Source organism: Cysteiniphilum marinum (assembly GCF_014857925.1).
Lineage (GTDB): Bacteria > Pseudomonadota > Gammaproteobacteria > Francisellales > Francisellaceae > Caedibacter > Caedibacter marinus.
In genome coordinates this window covers 38,992-64,889 of the sequence record NZ_JACYVZ010000014.1, presented here as the reverse complement: position 1 = coordinate 64,889, position 25,898 = coordinate 38,992, and the positions used below count along the sequence as shown (strand labels likewise).

Annotated in this window: 26 protein-coding genes and 2 rRNA genes; 20 read left to right on the top strand and 8 right to left on the bottom strand. The window is 38.3% G+C overall.

What is annotated here, in order from left to right; translation table 11 throughout:
* From IE867_RS08035 to IE867_RS08020, 4 genes are all read left to right on the top strand, one after another.
* Positions 1-104 (top strand): 23S ribosomal RNA (locus tag IE867_RS08035); the annotation flags it as partial.
* Positions 105-150: 46 nt separating this feature from the next.
* Positions 151-265, top strand: a 5S ribosomal RNA gene (rrf, locus tag IE867_RS08030).
* Between the two features lie 453 nt (positions 266-718).
* Entirely contained in the window at positions 719-2,311 is a 1,593-nt protein-coding gene (locus IE867_RS08025; RefSeq protein ID WP_192484209.1) for a hypothetical protein, read from the top strand.
* A gap of 19 nt (positions 2,312-2,330) precedes the next feature.
* Positions 2,331-3,170, top strand: coding sequence for a hypothetical protein (locus IE867_RS08020; protein WP_192484208.1), 840 nt, complete (start codon positions 2,331-2,333; stop codon positions 3,168-3,170).
* A gap of 88 nt (positions 3,171-3,258) precedes the next feature.
* On the opposite strand, the gene IE867_RS08015 is transcribed toward IE867_RS08020, so the two are convergent.
* Complete coding sequence (locus IE867_RS08015) at positions 3,259-4,008, bottom strand: endonuclease/exonuclease/phosphatase family protein (protein WP_192484207.1); 750 nt, start codon at positions 4,006-4,008, stop codon at positions 3,259-3,261.
* A gap of 2 nt (positions 4,009-4,010) precedes the next feature.
* Positions 4,011-5,402: a cardiolipin synthase gene (gene cls, locus IE867_RS08010; RefSeq protein ID WP_192484206.1), complete on the bottom strand. Its 1,392-nt coding sequence runs from the start codon at positions 5,400-5,402 to the stop codon at positions 4,011-4,013.
* 187 nt (positions 5,403-5,589) lie between these two features.
* Here cls and putA point away from each other — a divergent pair, with 187 nt between their 5' ends.
* The 5 genes from putA to IE867_RS07985 all read left to right on the top strand — a co-directional run bounded on the left by putA (position 5,590) and on the right by IE867_RS07985 (position 13,882).
* Entirely contained in the window at positions 5,590-9,057 is a 3,468-nt protein-coding gene (gene putA / locus IE867_RS08005; RefSeq protein ID WP_192484205.1) for a bifunctional proline dehydrogenase/L-glutamate gamma-semialdehyde dehydrogenase PutA, read from the top strand.
* A 15-nt stretch (positions 9,058-9,072) separates the two neighbouring features.
* Positions 9,073-9,783: a class II aldolase/adducin family protein gene (locus tag IE867_RS08000; protein WP_192484204.1), complete on the top strand. Its 711-nt coding sequence runs from the start codon at positions 9,073-9,075 to the stop codon at positions 9,781-9,783.
* Positions 9,784-9,869: 86 nt separating this feature from the next.
* Positions 9,870-11,171, top strand: coding sequence for an MFS transporter (locus IE867_RS07995; RefSeq protein WP_192484203.1), 1,302 nt, complete (start codon positions 9,870-9,872; stop codon positions 11,169-11,171).
* A gap of 455 nt (positions 11,172-11,626) precedes the next feature.
* Positions 11,627-13,201, top strand: coding sequence for an L-aspartate oxidase (gene nadB / locus IE867_RS07990; RefSeq protein ID WP_192484202.1), 1,575 nt, complete (start codon positions 11,627-11,629; stop codon positions 13,199-13,201).
* A gap of 18 nt (positions 13,202-13,219) precedes the next feature.
* Entirely contained in the window at positions 13,220-13,882 is a 663-nt protein-coding gene (locus tag IE867_RS07985; RefSeq protein ID WP_192484201.1) for an HAD-IB family phosphatase, read from the top strand.
* Positions 13,883-13,894: 12 nt separating this feature from the next.
* On the opposite strand, the gene IE867_RS07980 is transcribed toward IE867_RS07985, so the two are convergent.
* Positions 13,895-14,149, bottom strand: coding sequence for a Txe/YoeB family addiction module toxin (locus tag IE867_RS07980; RefSeq protein WP_119329534.1), 255 nt, complete (start codon positions 14,147-14,149; stop codon positions 13,895-13,897).
* Positions 14,146-14,400: a type II toxin-antitoxin system Phd/YefM family antitoxin gene (locus IE867_RS07975; protein ID WP_119329533.1), complete on the bottom strand. Its 255-nt coding sequence runs from the start codon at positions 14,398-14,400 to the stop codon at positions 14,146-14,148. The genes IE867_RS07980 and IE867_RS07975 overlap by 4 nt, the downstream gene beginning before the upstream one ends.
* 240 nt (positions 14,401-14,640) lie before the next feature.
* Between IE867_RS07975 and IE867_RS07970 the strand changes: the two genes are divergently transcribed.
* The 8 genes from IE867_RS07970 to IE867_RS07935 all read left to right on the top strand — a co-directional run bounded on the left by IE867_RS07970 (position 14,641) and on the right by IE867_RS07935 (position 19,713).
* A complete protein-coding gene (locus tag IE867_RS07970) occupies positions 14,641-14,931 on the top strand; it encodes a VOC family protein (protein ID WP_192484200.1) in 291 nt (96 codons plus the stop codon).
* 116 nt (positions 14,932-15,047) lie between these two features.
* Positions 15,048-15,359: a 50S ribosomal protein L21 gene (rplU, locus tag IE867_RS07965; RefSeq protein ID WP_192484211.1), complete on the top strand. Its 312-nt coding sequence runs from the start codon at positions 15,048-15,050 to the stop codon at positions 15,357-15,359.
* Between the two features lie 17 nt (positions 15,360-15,376).
* The gene (gene rpmA / locus IE867_RS07960; protein WP_117003213.1) at positions 15,377-15,643 is read left to right on the top strand and encodes a 50S ribosomal protein L27; all 267 of its coding nucleotides are present in this window, start codon (positions 15,377-15,379) and stop codon (positions 15,641-15,643) included.
* A gap of 306 nt (positions 15,644-15,949) precedes the next feature.
* Positions 15,950-16,969: a tRNA preQ1(34) S-adenosylmethionine ribosyltransferase-isomerase QueA gene (queA, locus tag IE867_RS07955; protein WP_192484199.1), complete on the top strand. Its 1,020-nt coding sequence runs from the start codon at positions 15,950-15,952 to the stop codon at positions 16,967-16,969.
* Positions 16,970-16,982: 13 nt separating this feature from the next.
* A complete protein-coding gene (locus IE867_RS07950) occupies positions 16,983-17,522 on the top strand; it encodes a hypothetical protein (RefSeq protein WP_192484198.1) in 540 nt (179 codons plus the stop codon).
* A gap of 403 nt (positions 17,523-17,925) precedes the next feature.
* The gene (locus IE867_RS07945) at positions 17,926-18,801 is read left to right on the top strand and encodes a DMT family transporter (RefSeq protein WP_192484197.1); all 876 of its coding nucleotides are present in this window, start codon (positions 17,926-17,928) and stop codon (positions 18,799-18,801) included.
* A 2-nt stretch (positions 18,802-18,803) separates the two neighbouring features.
* Positions 18,804-19,268, top strand: a complete 465-nt coding sequence (locus IE867_RS07940) for a MarR family winged helix-turn-helix transcriptional regulator (protein ID WP_192484196.1) — start codon at positions 18,804-18,806, stop codon at positions 19,266-19,268.
* Positions 19,269-19,419: 151 nt separating this feature from the next.
* A complete protein-coding gene (locus IE867_RS07935; RefSeq protein WP_192484195.1) occupies positions 19,420-19,713 on the top strand; it encodes a hypothetical protein in 294 nt (97 codons plus the stop codon).
* Positions 19,714-19,715: 2 nt separating this feature from the next.
* Here IE867_RS07935 and IE867_RS07930 read toward each other — a convergent pair whose 3' ends face one another.
* Entirely contained in the window at positions 19,716-20,336 is a 621-nt protein-coding gene (locus IE867_RS07930; protein ID WP_192484194.1) for a sterol desaturase family protein, read from the bottom strand.
* A 173-nt stretch (positions 20,337-20,509) separates the two neighbouring features.
* Between IE867_RS07930 and IE867_RS07925 the strand changes: the two genes are divergently transcribed.
* On the top strand, positions 20,510-21,118 hold the full coding sequence (locus IE867_RS07925) for a MarC family protein (protein WP_192484193.1): 609 nt from the start codon (positions 20,510-20,512) through the stop codon (positions 21,116-21,118).
* A gap of 109 nt (positions 21,119-21,227) precedes the next feature.
* On the top strand, positions 21,228-22,151 hold the full coding sequence (locus IE867_RS07920) for a lipase family protein (RefSeq protein WP_203249772.1): 924 nt from the start codon (positions 21,228-21,230) through the stop codon (positions 22,149-22,151).
* Positions 22,152-22,153: 2 nt separating this feature from the next.
* Here IE867_RS07920 and ychF read toward each other — a convergent pair whose 3' ends face one another.
* From ychF to rluD, 3 genes are all read right to left on the bottom strand, one after another.
* Positions 22,154-23,245, bottom strand: coding sequence for a redox-regulated ATPase YchF (ychF, locus tag IE867_RS07915; protein ID WP_192484191.1), 1,092 nt, complete (start codon positions 23,243-23,245; stop codon positions 22,154-22,156).
* Positions 23,246-23,287: 42 nt separating this feature from the next.
* Complete coding sequence (gene pth / locus IE867_RS07910; RefSeq protein WP_192484190.1) at positions 23,288-23,863, bottom strand: aminoacyl-tRNA hydrolase; 576 nt, start codon at positions 23,861-23,863, stop codon at positions 23,288-23,290.
* Between the two features lie 69 nt (positions 23,864-23,932).
* Positions 23,933-25,006: a 23S rRNA pseudouridine(1911/1915/1917) synthase RluD gene (gene rluD, locus IE867_RS07905; protein WP_192484189.1), complete on the bottom strand. Its 1,074-nt coding sequence runs from the start codon at positions 25,004-25,006 to the stop codon at positions 23,933-23,935.
* Between the two features lie 87 nt (positions 25,007-25,093).
* Between rluD and IE867_RS07900 the strand changes: the two genes are divergently transcribed.
* A complete protein-coding gene (locus IE867_RS07900; protein WP_192484188.1) occupies positions 25,094-25,894 on the top strand; it encodes an outer membrane protein assembly factor BamD in 801 nt (266 codons plus the stop codon).
* The last annotated feature ends 4 nt before the right edge of the window (positions 25,895-25,898 follow it).

Sequence of the window (25,898 nt, the reverse complement as noted above, 5' to 3'; positions counted from 1 at the left end):
TCCCCTAGAAGGGTTGTTGAAGACTACGACGTTGATAGGCTGGCTGTAGAAGTGCAGTAATGTATGAAGCTAACCAGTACTAATTGCCCGAGAGACTTGGTTATTACTCTATGATAGATTGTTAGAGGTTTTTAGAGAACCTACAAGTTGCTTGGCGACGATAGCAAATCGGCTCCACCTGATTCCATTCCGAACTCAGAAGTGAAACGATTTAGCGCTGATGATAGTGTGGCATTCGCCATGTGAAAGTAAGACATTGCCAAGCATATTATTCCACCTGAGCTTTTCAAAAATACTTCCTTGTATTTTTATCAAAGCCAGCCATTAGCTTAGCCGTAGCAAATGGCGTTCAGCGGCAAATAGCGATGCTATTTGTATTCCCGCTTCACCATTCCGAACTCAGAAGTGAGAACAGTTAGCGTCGATGATAGTGTATTTATCAAAAATACGTCCTGTATTTTTTCAAATCGGCCACTTGCTAATCCGTTACAAGTGGCATTCGCCATGTGAAAGTAGGACACCGCCAAATTATTCGACGTTAAAAGACGATGGTACATCGCAAAACAATACCAATTCAAAAGGCTCCTTAGGGAGCCTTTTTGCTTTCTGACATAGGATTTATAGTAAAAACTTCTGATGTTTTTTCTAAAATCACAAGGAAAAATAATAGCGACTGATCTATACTTTGTGTGGTATGGATTATTTTGATGAGCTAGCTATGTATAAGAATAAACATAATCAACACGGTGGCGTATTACTTATTGCGTTAATTATTGTTGCAGTAGTCTCAATACTGTCTGGCTCAATTTTATATATGCTAAAAACCAGTGTTGTCCAGAATCAAGCCATTGAAAATTATAACAACTCACGTAATAGTGCTTTTTTGTCGCTAAAAGAAACTTTAGAGGCGCATGATTATGTTTATACCAATACCCCACTTCTTTCAAGTGTTAAAAATTATAGCTCAGGCAGTTCAAGTGTCACGGTAACAAGTGCTGTAAATTCAGATTTAAATGATGCAGTGTTTCCAGATAGTGTTGCATTAAACAATGCTTCTGCGGTATTGCAATATCATGTGACTATGGAGATTTCTGCGCAAACAGGGCATCAAGCAGATTATGTCGCAGTTGTTAATGCTCCGAGCCAATATCGTCAGGAGAATGATTTAACACCACAAACGACGCAAAATATTAATATCCCAACGGTTATTTTAACTAATCTTAATGTCGCACAACAAATCTCAGGAACCGGTGGGTTAACCGATGGACAAGCTGGTTCTTTTGGAACTGTTGCTATTGATAACTCAGGAACTATTGAAACAACAGGGAAAGAGGTAGTGCTTAGTCCTGCTGCAGGAGGAAGTTATTCATTAAAGTTTGAAGATAATGGTACATATAGGTTGGAGCAAGGTTGGAATTTAGATGATGGCGTATGGAATTGGAGTTTATTGCTATATGACACTTCGACAGTTAATGCTTGGCATACGAGTATTGCCTTAGATACCCTTAAAACCACACCATCAGATTTTTCATTGTTAACATGGCAGAATGTATTAGGACAGGAGGATAATCCGCTTCCTGATTATGACTCAGGTAAGCAATATCCAAAGGGAAGTTATATTACCTTTGATGGACAAGTCTTTGTTTCAACTTCTGCTATTAATAGTGGCAACAATAAAGACCCGTACAGTAACCCAAATAATTGGCGTTTGGTCATTCCTGGTGGCACATACCCTAACTGGAATACTGATGTGAAATATTATAAAGGGGATATTATCACCCAAAATAGTGTGCAGTATGTAGCAACTGCTAATAATGGGCTAAATGTAGGCGCACCACCTAATAATAAATGGGCAGTTGCACAATTTGGCGCAAGTGCTTGGCAAAATCAAGTTTATAACCCAGGGGAAATGGTGACGTATAATGGTTTTACTTTTGTTAATATTACAAAAAGCTCATCCAACAAAAATCCATTTCAACAAAATGGACGTTGGCGCGTGGTGCCACAAGATAGTTCCCCTTTAACTTATGACTCAAATGTTGTTTATACCAAAGGTTTACAAATTAGCTATGATAATCAGGTGTTTGTTAATATCTCATCAACAAGTAACAACCCCTATCAGAATCAACAAAATCGCTGGCGTATTATCATTCCTGAGAACACAGCGCCTACCTATAATAATCAAGTGCGTTATTATAAAGATGACCAAGTTACTTATTTAGGTACGAAATATGTTGCAAATGTGAATTACAAGGACTCTATTGCACCTAATAAACCGCCTCCAAATAATAATTGGCAAACTGTACCATAGTTGAGAAAGGAGTTGCTTTATGATCAATATTTTAATAGAAAGAATAACTCAACTATTAAGCCTATGTATGATGATTTTATCTCTTGGCTATAGTGCATTGTTACCAGTTGATAAGACGCTAATCAATATGAAGTTAGTAGATGACTATAATAATATATACGCACTTGCAATTACTAAGGATACATCTAATTGGATTCAAGCGTGGCTTTATAACAATGTAGGCACAGAAATCTCAACAGGCTCTAATTTGGTGCAGATAGCCAATATTACCAATAGTTATATTTTGCCAATTGATTTGCAAAGTAATCAAAGCACAACAAAAGCATTAATTTTTCTATCGACAAATGCTGGCTTAGCAAGTATTGTTTCTTTATCGTTAAATAGTCAGACTATCTCATTATCAACTGCAACAGAGGTACTTTCGTTAACACCTTCAGCTAATCTAGTTTATCCACCGCAAATTATTCCTGACAGTGCAACAGAAAATTTCTTAGTATTGCCGTATGCATCTTCAATTGTGATTTATAAGTATACTCCTTCAACACCTAGTCTAACTTCACCAAGGAATGAAAACTTTACCAATCAAACGGTTAAGCAAGTTTTGCCTTTTAAAGGTTTTATAATTGTTATTACTGAAAACAATCTAGCACCTCCGCCTGTGGGTTATGCCCATTTCATTGCGCTGGGTGTTGAAAAAGAATTTGCAACGATAAATTTAACATCTACAAATGGTGTCTACTTAACGTATAATCCTGCGACACAGCAGACGCTTTTGAAAACTGCGAGTGATTCTGTTGGGATTGAGGTTCAAGATGTACCAATGCCATATGGTGTAATTGGGATGCAATCAGTACAATAAAATGGCATTACATAATGGCATTACATAGGAGAGGTGACAAAGCTTATTCTGAAACACAGCGTATGCATAGTTGGCGTCATTATAATCCTTAACCTCGGCTAAATTTAAGTAATAATGGATTATGGTCTGAGATTTTACGGCTCTCGATTGCCGTGGCGTATTGGCAATTAAGATTACGATACATCACAAGGTCAAGCGGATGTTTGGCAAAGCGCTTGATATGTTTATCTTCTTCAAATTGTGCTTGTGTTAAGTTCAGCGCATGGCAAAATTCATGAATGAGTGAATTACGCTTTTTATTCCAACTATTAAAATCACCGGCAATAATAACGGCAGCGTCTTGATACTCGGCAAGATAGTCATGCAATTGCAGAATTTCTTCTGCATAAATACGTGAATTATTAAAATTAATCGCATGTACATTAATGATGATCAGTGGCGTGTTGTCAGCAAAAACATAGTGATTGGCAAGGCTTGACTTGTGTGTTTTAAAGAGAACTTCTGTTTTTTTGGATAAGATTTGCTGTGCTTTATGGCTCATAATACTGCTTGCCGTCATCACACCGTAGGCGTGTGATTTAAGCTGTAAGTTGGGTGCAAAATGTAGACAAAATCCATCTAATGGGAAACTCGTGCTATCAGTGTGTTTTGCCTCTTGTAAGCAATAAAAGTGAAGATTATATGCTTGTTGTAAGCTTTTGATAAAGTGTTGGAATTCAAAGGGATCCTTATGATTAATTTTATAGATATTCCAGCTCAAGATACTAAAAAAATCAGGCGTGAAGGGAGATTTAACCTGATTCTCACAGCTTAGGGTAATTTGTGGTGGTTTAAACATAATTATAATAAAGGGGATAAAACTTTAACCATACTTTCCCCTAACTTACGTGCTTTTGATGGTGCTGGCAATGTCTTGTCAGCATCTTTTAAAAACTCACTCATCCATTGATCAATTTGTTTGATAATGGGCGCTTCATAAGCATAGGTCACGACTTCATAATTTAAAAATAAGCTTCTATTATCGAGATTTACGGAACCAAGCATAACTGCTTTATCATCAAATAAAACGGCTTTTGCATGAATCATTTTCTTGTCAAATAGAGCGATTTCGATACCCGTTTTTGCAAGTTGGCGCATAAAGTTACTACGCGCTAAATCAGCAATTAAGTGGTTGGACACTTTTGGGGTGATAAGCTTGACATCAACGCCGCGATGATAGGCAATTTGTAGCGCTTCAAGCAACGAATCGGATGGTACAAAATAAGGAGTCACAATCCAGATGCGTGTTTGTGTGGCATAGATGCCTGCAATCAGTGAGTCATATAGAGCATCATTAGGGATGTCAGGCCCTGAGGGAGCCACTTGAATTAAGTTTTGCCCATAGTCTTTTTTCAAGCAAACCTCTTTCATTGGATCAAGATGCTCTTTTGCTGAATACTCCCAGTCGGAAGCAAAGATGTTATGAAAATGGCAAACGGCATGCCCTTGTATTTTAAACAAGATGTCATCCCAGCGCTTATTGCAAAGAGTGGGTCCCATGTACTCATCTCCTAAATTCATACCACCTGTCAGTACAGTATAATTATCAAATAGATAAATTTTTCGATGGTTTCTAAAGTTAATATAATTACGAAAAGGCATTTGAATAATTGGCATGAAGAAACACACTTTGCCCCCAGCTTTACGTAAGCGTTTAAAAATACGCTGATTGAAATACACGCGATAGGAGCCTAGAGAGTCGATTAAGAGTTTCACCGTAACACCTTGTTTGGCTTTTTCAGTCAATGAGGCAAGGAGTCTTAAGGTTACGTGATCATTTTGAAAAACATAAGTGCTGATATAGATACTTGTTTTAGCTTTATGAATTTGATTAATAAGTGCCTCATAGGCATGAATGCCATCAAGATAAAGCTCAAAGTGATTGTTGCTGGTAGGTGCTGGAATATCCTGGTTAATCAATACTGTACGAATGGGGTGTGGGTTGTAAGTGTCGACGTGATCAATTTTACGTAAATTAAATTCATGTTTGTGGCGTTTGCGCTTACGTTTGCGAATGCCAAAAATAAAATAAAAAGGCACGGCAACATAGGGTATTAAAATAATGGCAAGAAGCCATGCCATCATGCTGGTTGGTTTTTGTTTCTCCGCAACCATGCGCACGACAACGATTAAAATTAAAATTTCACATATAATTAAAAAGGTATGTAATTCAATAAGATTAAATATACTCATTTATTTCCTTCTATCCTTAGATGAGGCTTAGCAAATTCTATAACAATAATAGCATGCCTTTGATAAATGGCAGTGTCAAAGTTTGATAAAAATTACAAGCATTTTGAATCGCTAGTTTTCTTTACGTTTTTTTTATTTTTTATGCTACCATGCCGTGAGTCTTTATGTTGTGGCTAAGGGGTGAACGATGATTGTTGAAAACGAAAATGAGAATGCGATAGATCAAGAGGTTTTGTCGCGCCTACGCTGGGCGGCAAGAAGAGGTATGCTTGAATTAGACCTTATTCTTTCGCCATATATTGAGTTTGCTTATTTGGCAGCAGCTCAAGCTGAAAAAGAGGCATTTCATGCATTGCTTAAATGTGAGGATCAGGATCTTTTTAACTGGTTTATTAAATCAAAACCGGCAGATGAAGCGCATCAAATGATGGTTGATAAGATTTTAACCGTTAAAAAACAAACAGCTCAACAGCAAGCAAGTAATATAAATTTGCCTTCTCAGGAATTAACGATGATTTTAGATAGAAATAATAAATTTGATCAATCCAGCTTGATGCAAGAGGTATCAAAGCACTGGCTGTGTGATGAACAGATGATTGTAGAGAAGCTTGCCAAGCAAGCTGCACTCACAGATAAAGAGCGTTTATCTGTGCAGGATATTGCCAGTGGTTTGGTAGCAAGTGTACGTGAAACACGTTTGAGTAAGAGCGGATTAGATGCTTTTATGACGAAGTATGATCTTTCAAGTGATGAAGGGATTGTACTGATGTGTTTGGCAGAAGCCTTATTGCGTGTTCCAGATAAGCACACGGCAGATAAGCTCATTAAAGATAAACTAACGAGTGCTAATTGGCATGAGCATGTTGGCGATAGTGAGTATCTATTTGTGAATGCCGCAACGTGGTGTTTGATGTTAACCGGTAAAATATTAAAGCCAGATCAATATCAGAATAAATTCAAAGGCGTACTAAAAGGTTTCTTAGATAAGCGCTCGCGTCCAGTTGTGCGTCGTGCGGTAATGCATGCAATGAAAGTTCTTGGCCAGCAATATGTAATGGGTGAATCGATTGATAAAGCACTAAAGCGCGCCCAAGAAAAAGAAGCGATGGGCTTTACCTATTCGTATGATATGTTGGGTGAAGCGGCAACAACTAAAGCCGATGCTGAATATTACTATAATGAATACCGTCAGGCGATTGATGCCATTGGATTTTCAGCGACCAAAAACAGTGTGCGCACAAATCCTGGGATTTCAGTTAAATTATCTGCTTTGCATCCACGTTATGAAGTGTCACAAGCAGATCGTGTGCATGCTGAAATGTATCCTAAATTATTAAAATTAGTTGAGTTAGCACAAAGCTATAATATTGGGTTAAATATCGATGCTGAAGAAACTGAGCGCTTAGAGTTATCACTTGAGTTGGTGAGTCGTTTAGCGCATGAGACATCTTTGCAAGGCTTTGAAGGGATTGGTATTGTCGTTCAAGCGTATCAAAAACGTGCCAGTTTTGTACTTGATTATTTGATTGACTTGGCTGAGCGCACAGGACATCGATTTATGATTCGTTTAGTCAAAGGCGCTTATTGGGATTCTGAGATTAAACATGCGCAAGTTGAGGGACTCGAGGGTTATCCTGTATTTACGCAAAAATGTTATACCGATGTCTCGTATCAGGCTTGTATTAAAAAGCTCTTTGCCAATAGCAAACATATTTACCCACAGTTTGCAACGCATAATGCCTATACAACAGCATTGGTTATGCAATTAGCAGGAGATTATCGTGATTATGAGTTCCAGTGTTTACATGGCATGGGTGATGCACTATATGATCATGTTGTTGGTGAGGGTAATTATAATATCCCATGTCGTATTTACGCGCCAGTGGGGACGTATAAACATCTACTGCCTTACTTGGTCAGGCGCCTATTAGAAAATGGTGCCAATTCATCATTTGTTCACCGTATTGTCGATGAGCAGACACCGATTGAAAGTTTGGTTGAAGACCCTGTTGAAAAAGCAAAGCGTCTAGGCTTTAAAGCGCATCCACAAATTGCTTTACCTGTGAATATGTTTGGAGAAGAAAGAATGAATTCAAAAAGTTATAACTTAAATGACACACGCGCATTAGAAAAATTGGCATTACAAATGAGTCAATTTGATCGCGATGATTATGTTGCTAAGCCTTTAATAAAAGGGATTGATACTTCAAAGCTTACTGCGGAAAATATTTTTAACCCAGCAAATAATCAAATATTTGGCAAAGTTTATCATGCCGACAAGGCAATGGCTGAAAAAGCAATGGAAGTTGCACATAATGCATTTGACGCTTGGAGTCTGGTTGAAGCTGAAAAACGTGCTGACGCTTTGGATAAGTGTGCGGATTTATTAGAAGAAAATATGCCAAAATTTATGGCAATTGCGGTACGTGAAGCAGGTAAAACCTTGGCAAATGCTGTTAATGAGATTCGTGAAGCGGTTGATTTTTGTCGTTATTATGCCGCACAAGCGCGTGCTGAATTCTCAGCACCTAAAACGTTGCCTGGCCCTACAGGTGAGCTTAATCAAATTAGCTTACATGGTCGCGGTGCTGTAGTATGCATCAGTCCGTGGAACTTTCCATTGGCCATTTTCTTAGGTGAGGTAACAGCCGCCTTAGCTGCTGGAAATACAGTGGTTGCTAAACCTGCTGAGCAAACACCTATTATTGCCTATGAAGCGATTAAATTGCTGCATCAAGCAGGTATTCCTAAAGAAGTATTACAATTTGTGCCAGGCACAGGTGAAGAAGTTGGCAGTACGTTGACACAAGATCCACGTGTTGCTGGTGTGATCTTTACAGGATCCACTGAAGTAGCCAAAATCATTCAGAAAACGCTATCAGCCAAAGAAGGTGCGATTGTGCCATTTGTTGCTGAAACAGGTGGGCAAAACGTAATGGTTGTTGACTCATCATCATTGCCTGAGCAGGTAGTGCGTGATGTGGTATCTTCGGCTTTTGACAGTGCAGGACAACGCTGTTCAGCACTGCGCGTTTTATACCTACAAGAAGATATTGCGGATAATGTTATCACCATGCTTAAGGGTGCGATGGATGAATTAAAGGTTCATGATCCAGCGTTTATTGAAACCGATGTCGGTCCTGTGATTGATCAGGAAGCGCAAGCTAATCTAAAAGCACATATCGATAATATGCGCCAATCAGCAAAGCTTGTGCATGAAGTTAGTCAAGATAAGGCGCTTGAGAAAGGAAATTATATTTACCCTGTGGTATTTGAGATCGATAGTATCCATGCACTTAAGCGTGAAGTATTTGGTCCGGTTCTTCATATTGTGCGTTTTAAAGCGACTGAACTTGAAAAGGTCGTTAAAGATATTAACTCAACTGGTTATGGTTTAACGTTTGGTGTGCATAGTCGTATTCAGGAAACCGTTAATTTCTTTAAAAAACATATTCGTGTTGGCAATATTTATGTTAATCGCAATATTGTTGGTGCAGTTGTTGGGGTACAACCTTTTGGTGGTCAAGGTCTATCAGGTACAGGACCTAAAGCTGGGGGACCCTTCTACTTACATCGCTTAGCTGTTGAGCGCACGATTAGTATTGATACCACTGCATCAGGTGGCAATGCCTCATTGATGAGCTTAGAGCAATAAGGATAACGCTTTAAGATGACTAATTTAGAGCAGCAACTGCGCGAGGATCTCGCGGTAAGTCATCATATTGTTTACCATTATGGTTGGGATGATTTATTGGCAACGCATCTAAGTGTGCGTATACCACAATCAAATGCGGTGTTGATTACGCCACATAATGTTCCTTTTGAAGAAGTGAGCGTGGATAATCTAGTTAAAGTTGATCTAAATGGCAAAGTATTATCACAAGATGGTTATACGGTCATGCCGCAAGCTTTTAATATTCATGCTGAGATTTACAAAACAAGCAGCTCTATTCATAGTGCGATGCATACCCATAGCACTTATGGTGTTGCGGTATCATCACTGAAATCGGGGTTACTGTTTTGTAATCAACAAGCGTTACGCTTTTATAATGATGTTGCCTATCATGATTACAATGGGCTTGCATTAGCAAATGAAGGCCATGAAATTGTTCAAAGTTTGCAGGGTAAAAAAGTCATGATTTTACGTAATCATGGCTTATTAACAACTGGTAAAACGATCTATGAGGCGCTTTATTTACTCTACTACCTAGAGAAAGTGTGTGAATTGCAAATTAAATTGCAAAGTGTAAACGACTTACTGATTGAATTAGATGAAGCCGTGTGTCTGAAAACTAAAGCACAATTTGATCGTATTTTAACGCCAGAAAAGGAATTTGTTGTGCTTAAGCGCCGAGTGCAGTACTTAAGCCGGAATAAATAATAGGAAATCCGTTAATTAATCTTTAGAAGTTTGTTAGACTCGGCACGGGACAGGAAAAAAAGGTAATTAACGGGATAGCAAAATATATGGAAAAGATAAAGCAAGCAAGTACCAAAAAAACGGTTGCGATTACGACCTTGGGTGCAGCCTTAGAATGGTTTGAATTTAGTTTATATGGTTATTTGGCGACTTACTTAAGTGTTTTATTTTTTCCGGATGAAAATAGAACTGTCGGTTTGATTACTGTTTTTGGTATCTTTGCGGCGAGTTATTTTATGCGTCCACTAGGCGGCTTTGTCTTGGGTTCTATTGGTGATCGACTAGGGCGACGCTATGCGATCACACTTAGTATTGGTCTTATGTGTATTCCAATGTTTATTATGACCATTATGCCAACGTATAATAGCTTCGGTATTTGGGCGGTAGTTATTTTAATTTTAGCGCGCATGATTCAGGGTTTTTCGGTTGGTGGTGAGTATACTGGCGTTTTAATTATGCTTGCTGAAAGTGCGCCAAAGCAATATCGTGGATTTGCAACAGCTTTAGCGGCAATGTCATCACAAGTTGGTACGATCCTAAGTGCGGTAGTGGTTGGTGTGTTAGCCACAGTTTTTAGCAAAGCACAAATGCTTGCGTATGGGTGGCGTGTGGCATTTTTTATTGGATTTATTTTTGCATTAACCTCAATGTTCCTGCAGCATTCAGTGCGTGAGTCGCCGTTTTTTGAAGAAGTAAAAAAGTCAAAAAAAGCCTTAAAAAACCCATTAATGACGGCGCTAAAGGGTCCCAAGATGCCGCTTGTATGGGTGTTTGTGTTAACCGGTTACATCGGTATTGCTTATTATATGATGGCAACTTTTTTGCCGAATAACTTTATCGCAACGCGCCATTTAGATGTCAGTATTGTGATGTGGATTACTGTTGTTATATCTGTTGTCTATGCTGTGTTCTCGCCATTGTTTGGCTGGTTTGCCGATTTGTGGGGGCGCAAAGTAATGCTAAACGTCCCGATATTCTTATTACTCATTCTTGCCTATCCAATGTTTATCTGGCTTAATTACGGTGGCATTGTTCAGATATTAATTGCTGAGTCGATTTTTGCGTTATTAGTGGCAGCGATGACAGCATCGTTTCAGGTGGCAATTAGTGAGCTTTTTCCAACGGAATGCCGCTATAGCGGGATGTCAGCAGCTTATAATGTAGGAAATGCCTTATTTGCGGGCACAACACCGATGATCTCATTAATGCTGGTAGATGTTTCAGGCTCACATTATGCGCCTTGTTATTATTTGATTATTACGTCAATCATTACTTTGGCAGTGATTTATAAAATGCCAGAAACACGTACCAGTAGATATTTTGAGTTAGGTGAGAACTCACAAAAATAAGTTGCACCAGCTAGCACCTCTCCCCTTGTGGGATTGCTCGTGCAGCTCAAGCTGCACGGGTGAGGGGATTGAAACGCAACTTACTCTTGATTCATTACATCAGGTATTTTTTTGATTTTTGGATCAAATCCAAAAATGACAGCAAAACATTGAGCGATCATATTTGAGCTTGACTCGGATATCTATACTTACTAATGAAACTATTATTTAGGCGCTTAACTATTGTTTATACTTGTTATTCATCCCAAGGGTTAATTAATGCTACGCTCATATCTTTAAAATCAATGATATTACGTGTTACCAGAGTCATTCCATGAGTAATTGCACTTGCCGCGATCATGGCGTCGCGATCTAATTTTGGGTTAGGGATATGAAGTTGAGCGGTATATATTAACACATGAGCTTATAATCACGTATAATCGCCTAAGTTTTGACGTAATAGCGAATGATTTAACATGCTTGAGCAAACAGATGTATTAATTGTCGGAGCAGGTACCGCGGGGTTAACAGCCGCACTTAATTTAGCGGATGATTGTAACGTGGCGATATTGTGTAAATCCGCCTTGGGTGAAGGCTCCAGCCTTTATGCACAAGGTGGAATTGCTGCAGTGATGGACAAAGGGGACTCATTAGAGGCGCATATTAAAGATACCCTTATTGCAGGTGATGGGTTATGTGATAAAAAAGCGGTGCGTTTTACTGTTGAGAATGCTAAATCATGTGTTGAATGGTTGATTGATCAAGGCGTGCACTTTACGTTAGATAGTGAGCATGAAAATTATTACCACTTAACGATGGAAGGAGGACACTCTTATCGTCGAATTTTGCATGCTGCGGATGCTACGGGCAAAGAAGTACAAACGACGTTAACGGCTTTAGTTAAAAATCACCCGAATATAAAAGTATATGAATATTACAATGTCGTTGATTTGATTTTACAGCAACAACGTTGTGTTGGGGCTTACGCGTTAAACCTTAAGTCAAACAAGATTGAAACTTTTGGTGCACGTGCTGTTGTCTTGGCATCAGGAGGTGCCTCACGCGTCTATCAATATTCCACTAATCCCGTGGTCTCTAGTGGCGATGGCATTGCCATTGCCTATCGCGCGGGCTGTCGCGTGGCAAATTTGGAGTTTAATCAATTTCATCCGACTTGCCTATATCACGTTCAAGCAGGATCATTTTTATTAAGTGAGGCATTGCGTGGTGAAGGCGCATATTTGCGTTTGCCTGATGGTAAGCGTTTTATGCCTGAGATTGATGAGCGTGCTGAGCTGGCCCCTCGTGATGTTGTTGCACGCGCTATTGACCTGCAGATGAAAAAATATGGTTTAGAATGTGTTTACTTGGACATTACCCATAAGCCAGAGGCATTTATTAAAGAACACTTTCCGATGATTTATGAAAATTTATTAAAATATGGACTTGATTTGACCAAAGATCAGATTCCCGTGGTGCCAGCGGCACACTACACTTGTGGTGGTGTGATGGTTGATAATAAGGCACGTACCGATGTTGTTGGATTGTATGCTGCAGGAGAGGTAACTTATACAGGACTTCACGGCGCTAATCGCATGGCAAGTAATTCGTTATTAGAGTGTCTTGTATATGCTTTTGCTGCGGCTAATGATATTAAACAAAATCTCTCAAAATTAATACCAATGTCAGATATTCCCCGCTGGGATGATGCACTCGTCATGGACTCGGATGAGGAGATTTTTATTCGCCATAATTGGCGTGAGATCAGACGTTGCATGTGGGACTTTATGGGGATTGTTAGAAGTAACAAACGCTTGGAGCGCGCAATGCATCGGATTAAGCTGTTGCGCCAGGAGGTATTTGACTATTATTCTGATTTTACGGTAACTGCTGATTTGTTAGAGCTTAGAAATCTGGTGTTAGTTGCTGAATTGATGGTTGAGTCTGCAATGCGCAGAAAGGAAAGTCGAGGGCTTCATTTTACGCTGGATTATAAGCAAAAAGATCCGCGGTTTTTAAAACCTACTATTTTGCATCCAGCTAAAAATTAATAAAACGGACGGTGCACTATGTGTAAGTACAATAATGTGATTTTTGATTTTGATTCAACGCTGATCCATTTTGAATCACTAGAAGTTATCATGGCTGAGCTGCTTCAAGGGGATCAGTCTAAAATACAGCAAATTGAAACCTTAACGAATGCCGGTATGAATGGTGAGATGAGTTTTCGTGATAGTTTGGAGGCGCGTTTAAAAGTAGCAAAGCCAACAAAGGCCGCAGTCAATGAGTTTATTACTCAGTATTGTCCTAGTGCATTAACTGTTGGTATCAAGGAATTAATCGAAACATTACATCAGCATAATGTCAAAGTGTGGATTATTAGTGGTGGTTTTAGTGAACTTATTTTGCCTTTTGCTGAGTATCTGGGTATTCCAGCATCACGCGTTTTTGCGGTGAATTTACACTGGGATGAAAATGGATACTTTGATGGCTTAAATAATGACAATGGTTTTTGTGATTCAAAAGTCACTGGTGCTACAAAAATCCAAGATCAATTGACTGGAAAAACCGTAATTGTTGGCGATGGTTTTACCGACTATGAGCTTTATAATGCTGGTATTGCTGATGAGTTTATTGCTTATACTGAACATGCTCAGAGAGACAAAGTTTTATCTGTTACTAGGCTTTGTGCAAAAAATATTGATGAGCTTAGTACATTAATTGGCAGTTAGAGTATTGTTGATTTAGTAGTGAAAACGGCATTGGGCGATAAGTAAATTGTTACCTTCAACTTTATAAACAAGTCTATGCGTCAAATCAATTCTTCGAGAGTACCAACCTTGTAGATTATGCTTTAGCGGTTCAGGTTTGCCAATTCCTTTGAAAGGGTCACGCATGATTTCTTTTATAAGTCTATTAATGGACTTTACTATTTTTTTGTCATGTGCTTGCCAATATAGATATTGTTCCCAAGCAAGACTATGCCAACATAGGATCATTCCATTAGGTCTCTTTGAATAACATTTTTCATCTTCTCTAAATCATGAATTGCTTTATTAAGTTGTTTTGCATTTTCAGGTGAGCTCATCAGATAAAGTGTTTCATTGTAAGCGTTATAATCCTCAAGCGACATTAAAACGGCATCTTTTCCTCTTTCTCTGGTAATTAATAGCGGAGCATGATCATCATTTACTTTATTAATCATCGAGGCTAGATTGTTTCGGCATTTTGAATAGGTTACTTTTTCCATATTTATACTCGCTCTGCTTATAAGTGATTCAAATTGTACAATACATTGTCAATTTAAACAAGAATGGCGTAAGGCAATGATAGAAATACTATAAAATGGTTTGTGCTGATTTGCCTTGTATATTCTGCTATTACAATTTCGATCATGAGGTGGCGGATACAGAACTTTTAACGGAGTGTTGGCTATTGCTTAAATAGTTTTTATACTAAACGTATGATTTTATAAGTAAAGGGCGATGAAATGGATAGAATTGATCATGTTGCCATTGTGGTCAAAGACTTAGAGCAAACACTTACATGGTATTTGTCGCACTTTAATGCCAAACTCATTTATCAGGATGATACGTGGGCAATGATTGAGTTTCAAAATATAAAGCTTGCCTTTGTTGTGCCACACCAGCATCCACCACATATTGCATTTAATTCTGAAAATGCAGAAAGTCTTGGCAAGTTGAAACAACATCGTGATGGTACTTTATCTTGTTATGCAAAAGACCCCTCAGGCAATATTGTTGAATTTATTAAGCCATGAATATTGCTATTTGCTACAAAAAACAATAGAATTTGCGAGCTTTTTAAAAAGCGCTTTAAATTATGATAACAAAAAGTCAAGCGGCATTATGTCAGCTTGAGCATTCGGAGAATATTATGTTCGCAATTATTAAAAGTGGCGGTAAGCAGTACAAAGCCAAAGAAGGTGGTGTACTTAAGCTAGAAAAAATTGAAAAAGGCGTTGGTGAAACGATTGAGTTCACTGATGTGTTGATGTTGCAAAATGGCGATGAGATCAAAGTTGGCAGTCCTGTTGTTGATGGTGCTAAAGTGGTTGCTGAAATCGTTGAGCAAGGTCGTCATAAGAAAGTTCAGATTATCAAGTTTCGTCGTCGTAAGCACAGCATGAAACGTCAAGGTCATCGTCAGTATTACACTGCGGTAAAAGTCACAGCAATTCAAGGTTAATTTAAGGAGTATAAAACATGGCTCATAAGAAAGCAGGCGGTAGTACTCGTAACGGTCGCGATTCCAATCCTAAGTACCTAGGTGTTAAGCGCTATGGTGGTGAAACTGTTAAAGCAGGTTCAATTATAGTACGTCAACGTGGTACAAAATTCCATGCTGGTGTTAATGTTGGTTGTGGTCGTGATCACACGTTGTTTGCAACGACTGATGGCGTTGTTAAGTTCCACACAGGTGGTCCTTTAAATCGTCAATTCGTTTCAATTGAAGCAGTTGCTAACGCTTAATTATCAATTAGCGAAAGCCAACAAATAAAAAAGGCGCCGGATTGGCGCCTTTTTTATTGCTATTTGTTTTATACAAGGGCGTATGCAATACGCCCCTACAAAGTTGCTTGTGATAAATGTAAGCGGTAGAGGCATATGCAACACACCCTTGCAAAGCTGCCTGTAATAAATATAAGCGTAGGGGTATATGAATACGCCCCTAGAAAGTTACCTGTGATAAATGTAAGCGTAGGGGCGTATTGCATACGCCCGCCCTTGAGAAATTTATCTCATTAAATTGTATTGTTTATAGAGGATGTGACACTTGTGAAAACAGAACTTTTTGATTATGAATTACCTGAGCATCTTATTGCGCGTTATCCTGCAAAAGAGCGTGATCAAAGTCGTTTATTGGTACTTGATCGCCAAAAACAAGCATTAACTAATCATATTTTTAGTGAGATTGTTGATTATATACAAGCAGGTGACTTGGTTGTTTTTAATAATTCACGGGTGATGGCAGCGCGCCTTTTTGGACAGAAAGAAACTGGCGCTAAACTTGAATTTTTGATTGAAAAAGTAGTAAATGATAAGCTTTTTGTTAGCCATGTTCGCGCTAATAAAGCACCTAAACTGAATTCAGTGGTGGAGATCGCTGATATTAAAGCACGTGTGATTGAGAAAAATGACGGGTTATATCATATTGAATTAATTGATGGCAATGTTTGGCAGTTAATGGCTGAGCATGGTCATATGCCTCTGCCTCCTTATATCAAGCGCCAAGATGAAACCTTTGATATAGAGCGATATCAGACGGTTTATAGTGAGCTTCTTGGCTCTGTTGCAGCACCAACTGCTGGACTTCATTTTACTAAAGAGATATTACAAAAAATAAAAGACAAAGGTGCTGATATTGCTTATGTCACATTGCATGTAGGCTCTGGTACCTTTAAGCCGGTGCAAACGGATGATATTCATGAGCATGTTATGCATAGTGAATTGATTGATGTGCCACAAAATGTATGTGATCAGATCAATAAAACCAAATCGCAAGGTGGGCGTGTAATTGCTGTGGGTACAACTTCAGTGCGTTCATTGGAAACAGCGGCAGCTAATGGCAATGGTCAGATAAAGGCATTTTATGGTGAGAGTGATATCTTTCTGTATCCAGGGAAAACCTTTCATGTTATTGATGCAATGGTCACCAATTTTCACTTACCAAAATCAACATTAATTATGTTAGTTAGTGCCTTTTCTTCAATTGATATGATAAAAAAAGCATATCGCCATGCAATAGATGACAACTATCGCTTTTATAGTTATGGTGATGCTATGTTTATTCATTAAAGTCACAATCACAATGACAAAAATACGCATTATTTTATCTCTTTTAACCGTCAGTGCTTTTAGTGTGTCATCAGTTTTTGCAGCAACAGAGTCAACAGCTAGCCCAACACATAGTGCTATGACTGAATCGCAAACTCAACAGCAAGCAACGATTGTCAGTGACACATCGCAAACAGGTAGCCGGATGAAAGTTATTTCTCCAGGTAATCAATCGATGTCTTTGGAAGATCAGCTAAGAGGTGTACAAGCGCCGCAAGCGATTACGCCTGAGAATCCTGTTGCCGTTTCACAAACAGCACAAATTAATTATCCAGTAACGGTTGGCAATGAAGGACAAATTGATCAACTGCAAACAGAGCTTAGCAATATGTTTGTTAAAGCGGACAAAAATGCAGATGATCTAACAAAATATCAGCAGTATAGTTTGTATCTAGCTTATAAACAGGCGCAGCAGAATCAGTTGCTGCTTGAGCAGAATAATAAAATTATTTTGGCTTTAGAGAAAATTTCTCTGCAGAATCAGTTGTTACTCACGCGTCAATCTTCAAAATAATCACTATAACCTATAACCTATAACCTATAACCTATAACCTATAACCCATAACCCATAACCCATAACCCATAACCCATAACCCATAACCCATAACCCATAACCCATAACCCATAACCCATAACCCATAACTCGTGAGTCGCCTTTTTATATTTAAAATGTAGGCTATGACCATATTCCTGCCCACTTTGATTGTGTAAGCGTTGGCTGAGCGTAAGTCAAAGCCTCTATGAAGCATGATTACCCACTTCGACAGATGTTCAGTGAATCGCTTCGACTTACGCTTAGGGTGGGGTGAGCACTTGTGGGTGAATATTTAGTCTTAGCTAAAATGTAAATGTTGTGTTTTTAAAATTAAAAATTATAATAATCATTAATTATTAAATGTGTATTTAAGTTAAATCAAATGAAAAATAGTTATTTAGGGGTGAGTTTCACGCTGTTAAGTGCATTAATTTATGCATTTCAAGCAGCATTGATTAAGAAGTTTAATATCGGATTAAGTATACCTGTGATTGTATTTAGTCAAAGTTTAGTTGCGTTAATTCTGATATTGCCAATTATCTTTTATAAAAAGCATCAATGGCAGGTCAATTTATTAAAAACACAAGTGCCATGGCAGCATTTAGCAAGAACGGTGTTTAGTTTGGGGATCAGCTATTTTCTATTTATTGCAATTATGCATGTGCCATTAGTCGATGGTGTATTGTTAGCAAATACAGCACCATTTTTTGTGCCCTTTATCTTATTTATTTTTATGCGACAAAAGTTTCAGCATGCATTATGGTTGCCGTTAATTGTTGGTTTTGTTGGTGTTATGATGATTCTAAAGCCTGATGCTAAAATCATGAACCCTTACGCCATTGTTGCATTAGGGGCTGGCTTATCTATGGCGCTATCAATTATTATGGTGCGTAAAATTTCAAGCTATGATAATGGTTTGACGACTGTTTTTTATTACTTTTTATTTTCAAGTATTATTGCTGGAGTTGTTAGTACTCCTTTCTGGCAAGCAATATCGCTTTACGCACTTTTAATACTCGTTGCAATTGGTGTGTTATTTTTCTTTGTACAATACCTTTTGGTGTTGGCATTAGGCTATATTCAGGCGCAGAGTTTTTCTGTGCTGTATTACGCTAATGTTATTTTTGCGGCCCTTATTGGTGTCTTTTTTTTCGCAGATCGTTATGACTGGCTGACACTTGTAGGAATAGTGCTGACAATCGCTAGTGCCATTGTTATAATCCAGCTTCAGGCACAACGTCAAAGGATAACAAGCTAAGCATGTCAGACGCGACCACGCAACTATTAGAGTTTGCGATTTGTGATACCGGATTATTAATCCGTAAGATTTATAATTTTCATGCAAAAGAATTAGGCTTAAATGTTTTAGATCGGCGTGTACTAGTGCACGCAAGGTTTCGTCCAAAACTTACTCAAATTGAGTTGGCAGGACATCTAGAAATTGAAGCACAGAATCTTATTCGTGTGCTCGATCGCTTGAGTGATCAGGGTCTTGTTGAACGCATTGCACATGAGAGTGATCGTCGTGCAAAATGCGTTATTGTTACCAAACGTGGACTTGCTGTTTTGGAAGAGCTAGATAAAGCAGTAAAACAGCATTATGAGCAGATCTTGGTTGGTGTGGATCTGGATGAAAAAAATGGGCTAATTGCAACACTGGATAAGTTGAAAATCAATCTAGCAAAGACGCTAGAGGATATACAAAGTCAATCTACAGTAATTTAGGCATATGGCTAACTCATGTATACAGGAAGCATAAATAGGATAGCTATAGCTTTTTGTTATGTGCTTGATTATTTTATTTTATTGGATTGATCAAGTGTTCTATGTAACAATTGATCTTGTATCGAGAGAATTGTTCATATAGGAGCACAAAATGCCAAATCAATATAGCAATAACTTTGAGTTAAATATTCTTAAAAAATATGGCAAACCCGCTGAAAAAGTTTTAACAGATCTACATGATCAAGGCGTTTCATATCTTGAGGCCTCTGAATTGATGGGCTATCAAGTATGGACAGTTAAGCGTTGGTGTCGCCGTTATGGAATTAGTCTTGCGCAAAAAGAGTTAAACACTGAGATTAATAATCGTGAGTTTATGAATAAGTTTCATGAACAAGAATTAAATAAATACAATATCTTAAGCCGCAAGTGGGTTGTGCTGCATTAATCTTACTCGTTATACCCAGAGATTTGTTTAGCCGTTGCGCTTTTGGCAACGTCGTTGCGTTCTTTAAATGTGCCAAAACATAAGTCACCTAGATAGTTAGTAATGCCCCAGCAATAGTTCTCGTTATGAAAGTGATGGCGCATATGCGCGCGTTTTAATCTGTGTCCAACCTGAGTTTTGGGTTGATAGGTAGGGGTGTGATGTGCTAAATGCATCCATTCGTAGAATAGATAGTAAAGAATGCCAAATGTAAATGGCACAAGTGCGACACTAAAGCTCCAAGTAATGAGTGCAAATAAAATATAGGTTTGTATGAGATGCAAGATAATGGCTGACCATGGTGCAAACAGTAGTTCAACATCTTGTGGATATTTATGATGCCCATGATGTAGTCTTATCTGGAAATTGCGGAAAGTCCCGTGCTTTTCAGTAAGCTTGGCATGCAATAAATATTTATGGGCATACCATTCATAAAAAGGTGCGATAATAATCGGTAAAAATAACCACCACCAGTGACTCTCAAATACGCCTATAAAAATACTAAGGGCTAAAAAGGCAAAAAAAAGCAACCAAAGCACTTGTACAGTGCGGTGCGCAAAATAAACTTTAAATACTTCCTGCATAAGTCTGTTTGTTATCAACAAATCCAAAGATAGCGTGATTGTAACAGCTACTAAGTTTCCCTGCCATTAAAACAATCATTGAATATAAATTTATCGAATGCTTTAATGAAAAAACTCTGTCAATAAGCTAGGCTAAATAAGATAGACAGATTAAGAGAGAGTAAGGAAAGCTGATGTTAAGTTTCGCTATTGCGTTAATTGTAATTATGAATCCTATTGGTAACTTAGCCATTTATATTGGGTTGATTACGGGGAGAGATGAACAGGATTGCAATAAAACCGCTAAAATTTGTGCCATTGCTATTTTTGTACTCTTGATGATTTCATTATGGATTGGTTGGCCAATTTTAAATTTCTTTGGGATCAGTATTGGCGCATTTAGATTGGCTGGTGGTCTAATTGTTTTACGTATTGCTTTATCGATGATCCAAGGGGGTAATCATACACACAAGAAAGGTGAGAAAAAGATAGATGATGAAAAACAACCGTCTATAGCTGTGGTACCAATGGCAATCCCTGTGATTGCAGGCCCTGGCGCTATGGCGGTTATTATTACCCATGCACATGATTTCACTTTGTGGCAATTTTTGATGGCAAGCATTATATGCGCGGTAGCCGCAGTATTTTTTTGGTTGTTATTAAAATATACACCTAAGCTTGCACGTTTTCTTAGTGAAGAAGCATTATCAGTGATATCGCGTGTCATGGGACTTATTCTAGCGGCCATTGCTATTCAAATGATGGCAGGTGGATTGACAGCACTTTTTCCCAGACTGCATTAGATTAATGTATCGAACCTAATACTTAAGAATACCTATTTGAAACTTATTTTTGGTTATTTATTATTCATAATGTATTTGTTAATGAGTAATAAATGATGAGAGATTGAGTATGCAAAAAGAAGGTATTTTGACACTAGGTTTGGCGATGGTTTTTGGTCTATCTTTTTCTTCAGAAAATATTGATTCATCACGCCTTAAGTTAGCAGCAGCTGGTGCGCAAGCAGCCTACTTGTATCATATTGACTTTGATGAAAGAACTAAAACAACAGAGGTTAAAGCTGCAAATTTTTTAAAAGATCAAGGTTTCACAATAGAATTATTTTCTGACAATGCACAAATTGAACAAAATATCTCAAATACAGACTTAAAGCTTGATTTAAGCTATGACTTAGCAAGGCACAAACAAAACTACGCTTTATTTGAGAAAAATTGGCATTTAAATGAAAATTACCCTGTTCAAACTTATTCAAGTAATATCATGGGGTCACAAGTTTTGGTAGCTAAAAATAGTGATGAAAATACAGTAATTATTAGTTTTAGAGGAAGTGATAATATAACCAATTGGGTTTTGGATACTTTTGTTGTGCCTTCTTTTTTCAATGGAACCAATACAAGGGCGCATACTGGTTTTCAGCTATATTTGATAGAGATAATGCTAAATAAAAGATTTCTAGATTGGATGGATAGCAATGTAGATAATAATACCAAAGTGATCATTTCTGGACACAGTCTAGGTGGCGCTGTAGCAACACTTTTTTCAGCTAAAATGACGGAAGATGATAAGCTAAAATCTGATCATTTATCTGTGATTACTTTTGCCGCACCAGCCGTTGGGCAGTATGACTTTGTTGCATACTTTAAAGATAAACTGGTTGATTATATTTGGGTTGCGAATGTTGTTGACCCAGTTATCTATATGACACAAGCATTTGGTTATCACCACTTTGGAATTTCATATTTTTTCATGAGTGTTAAAGAAAGCTGGGTAACACATAGCATGGCAAATTATTATGACCATATTAGCCATATTTAGCTCTATACGTTAAATCTAAAATGCACAACATCGCCATCGTGAACAATATATTCCTTACCTTCTAAGCGTGCTTTACCGGCATCTTTGGAGCCTTTCTCGCCATTGTGTTCAATATAATCATTAAAGCCAATGACCTCAGCGCGAATAAATCCGCGTTCAAAATCAGTGTGTATTTTACCAGCTGCTTGCGGGGCGGTAGCACCGACAGGAATAGTCCACGCACGCACCTCTTTTACCCCTGCGGTAAAGTAAGTTTGTAGTTGTAATAGTTTATATCCTGCGCGAATCACACGATTAAGTCCAGGCTCATCTAAACCAAGATCACTTAAAAACTCCATTTTTTCATCCTCATCAAGCTCAGCAATCTCAGATTCAATGGCAGCGCATACAGCAACGACATCCGCATTATCTGCTTTGGCAAACTCAATGACTGTATCCAATAAAGGATTATTATCAAAGCCAAATTCATCAACGTTAGCAATATAAAGTGTGGGTTTGTTTGTTAATAGTGGCGTTTGTTTGATCCAAGCGCTTTGCTCATTACTAAAGTCAAAGCTGCGCGCTGGTTTCTCGGACTCCAAATGTTCTTTGAGGCTTTGGTAGAACTCAAGTTGCATCTTAGCCTCTTTATTGGCACTTTTAGCAAGTTTCTGTACGCGTTGTATCGTTTTGTCAACGCTTTCAATATCGGCAAGTAAAAGCTCAGTATTAATAGTCTGAATATCGTCAATTGGATTAACTTGTCCGGCAACGTGTACGACATCATCATTATTAAAGCAACGTACAACATGGGCGATGGCATCAGTTTCACGAATATTGGCTAAGAACTTATTCCCCAAACCTTCGCCTTTTGAAGCACCTGCAACAAGCCCTGCAATATCAACAAACTCCATTGTTGCCGCGATCACTTTTTGTGGATTAACAATATTGGACAATTGATCTAGACGTGGATCAGGAACTGAAACCATGCCAACATTTGGCTCAATCGTACAAAATGGATAGTTCTCTGCTTGAATGCCTGCTTTTGTTAATGCATTAAATAGTGTTGATTTGCCAACGTTAGGCAGTCCAACGATGCCACATTTAAAACCCATGATAAACCCTTACTTTATTGTTATTTAATTCTTATTTAATTTTTATTTCTGGTGAAGCTTATTCATCACACTTTGATGATTGCCCTGTATTATATCGTCTAGATAAGAAATCGCACGTGTAATGCTGTGATCAATCGCAATTTTATCATCAAGCGATGGTTTGCCTAGTACGTAACTCACAACTTTATTGCGATCCCCTGGGTGATCAATGCCGATGCGCAAGCGGTGATAATCACGTGTGCCAAGAGATGCATCTATATCTCTTAAGCCATTGTGCCCACCGTGTCCTCCGCCTTTTTTAAGACGAATTTGTTCGCAAGGTAAGTCAAGCTCATCATGCGCGACTAAGATTTCATCTGGGGTGATCTTATAAAATTGAGCTAATTTAGATACCGCTAAACCACTTTTATTCATAAAGGTATGTGGGTATAAAAGCCAAAGCTTGTTTGCGCCAATTTGTGTTTGTGCTGTGGCGCCATGAAATTTACTATCATTTGTTAGTGTTAAGTTTAATTTATCGGCAACTGCTTCTAAAAACCATTGCCCAGCATTGTGGCGTGTGCCTTCATATTGGTTGCCAATATTGCCAAGACCAACGATGAGTTTGATGTGAGTCATATTTGTAATGCCTTTAATTGATTGTCATTATTCAAGATAAATGCTGTATTATCTTAATTTTGATTTCATTTATTCTTTATTTTCATCATCATCGTAGTCTTCATCATCAAAATCATCATAATCGTCAGCGAAGTCGAAATAATCATCATCAAAGTCATCCTCTGCATAGCTATATAAGCTCTCAGCATCTTGACGTAGTGTATGGATGAGATTTTGCATGTCTTTGGGAGGCTTTGCACTAAATTCAACTACTTCAGTACTCACGGGGTGAATGAATGCTAGTTTGTACGCATGTAAGGCTTGGCGCTCAAAGTCTTTTAATACATCTTGCGCTTCATCAGATAAGCCACGCGCGAGTTTCAACCTTGGGTTATAAACAGGATCTCCTACTAATGGCGCTTTGATATGTGCCATGTGTACACGAATTTGATGGGTGCGTCCGGTTTCTAATTTGCAACGAATGCGTGTATGTGCACGATAGCGCTCTAATACCACAAAGTGGGTAATGGCGTCTTTGCCTGTAGGGGTCACTGCCATTTTTAAACGATTGTGCGGGCTTCTGCCAATTTTGGTTTTGATCGTGCTGCCTACGGTAATATAACCTATGGCAATTGCTTCATACTCACGTTTGACTTGACGTTTGGATAATTGAGCGACAAGTGATGCATGCGCTTTGAGACTTTTAGCGGCAACCATTAATCCAGAGGTATCTTTATCCAGTCGGTGAACAATGCCCGCGCGTGGCACTTTGGCAAATGCTGGATCATGTGCTAATAGCGCATTGGATAATGTGCCGGATAAGTTGCCTGCCCCTGGATGAACAGTCAGTCCTGCAGGTTTGTTAATAACAATGACATCATCATCTTCATAAATGATATCAAGCGGGATATCCTCTGGCTGCCAGTGGTTCTTATCCTCTAGTGTGGCATTAAGTGATATTTCCTCGCCACCAATGATTTTATCTTTGGCTTTTTTGATCTCACCATTGACAAGAATGGCGCCTTGTTTTAGCCATTTTTGTAGTTGTGAGCGTGAGTAATCACTAAAAACGTTGGATAAACATTGATCCAAACGTTGACCCGCACAGCTTTCAGGTGCAATAACATTTTGCTGAATGTTTTTAGATACGGTATGATGTGGCACAAATAAAATCCTATCAAGACGCCGGTTAAATTGTGCATCATTGTAAACAATAAATGACAAAGGCGGTAATAAATTAAAGGGTAATCGATGAAAAAGATCAGTTTGGCATTAAGCGGCTTGGGTGCGCTTTTGTTAATGGCAGGATGCTCAACAACAACGACTAAGGCATTGCCATATCAAGGCGAAAGTGCTGAATATATTTATGCCAAAGGGCATGAGCAGGTTAAAGATGGCGATTATTATAAAGCAATTGATAGCTTTAGGTCATTAAACTCACAATATCCATTCCAAAGCTATACTGAAATGGGTAACTTAGAGCTGATTTATTCCTATTATCAAGATGGGCAGCCTGAGATGGCATTAGGATTGGCTCGTCAGTTCTTACGTGCTTATCCAACATCAAAACACTTGGGGTATGTTTATTATATGATGGGTGTGATTAACTATGATAATGGTCGTGGGTTCTTACAACGTCGCTTGCCATACGACATGGCACAACATGATCCAGCATCATACTTACAAGCGTTTAATGATTTAAAGCGCTCAGTAATCTTAAGCCCTAAAGCGTCTTATGCCGAAGATGCAAGGCGTCGTATGGTGCATATTAATAATGTCGTTGCTGAGTATGAATATAACATTGCTAATTTCTACTTTGAACATGAAGCCTATGTTGCCGCGATTAATCGCGCTAAAATTGTTGTTGAGAAATACCCACAAAGTAATTCGATCGAGAATGCATTAGTTCTGTTGATTAGAAGTTATGATATCTTGAAAATGCCTGAGCTGGCTGAGAAATCAATGGAAGTATTAAAGGCAAATTACCCTAATAATGCGTATTTGAAATCTCTAGAAGATGCAGCAAAACGTCCAACAGTGGTATTTAAGTAATAAA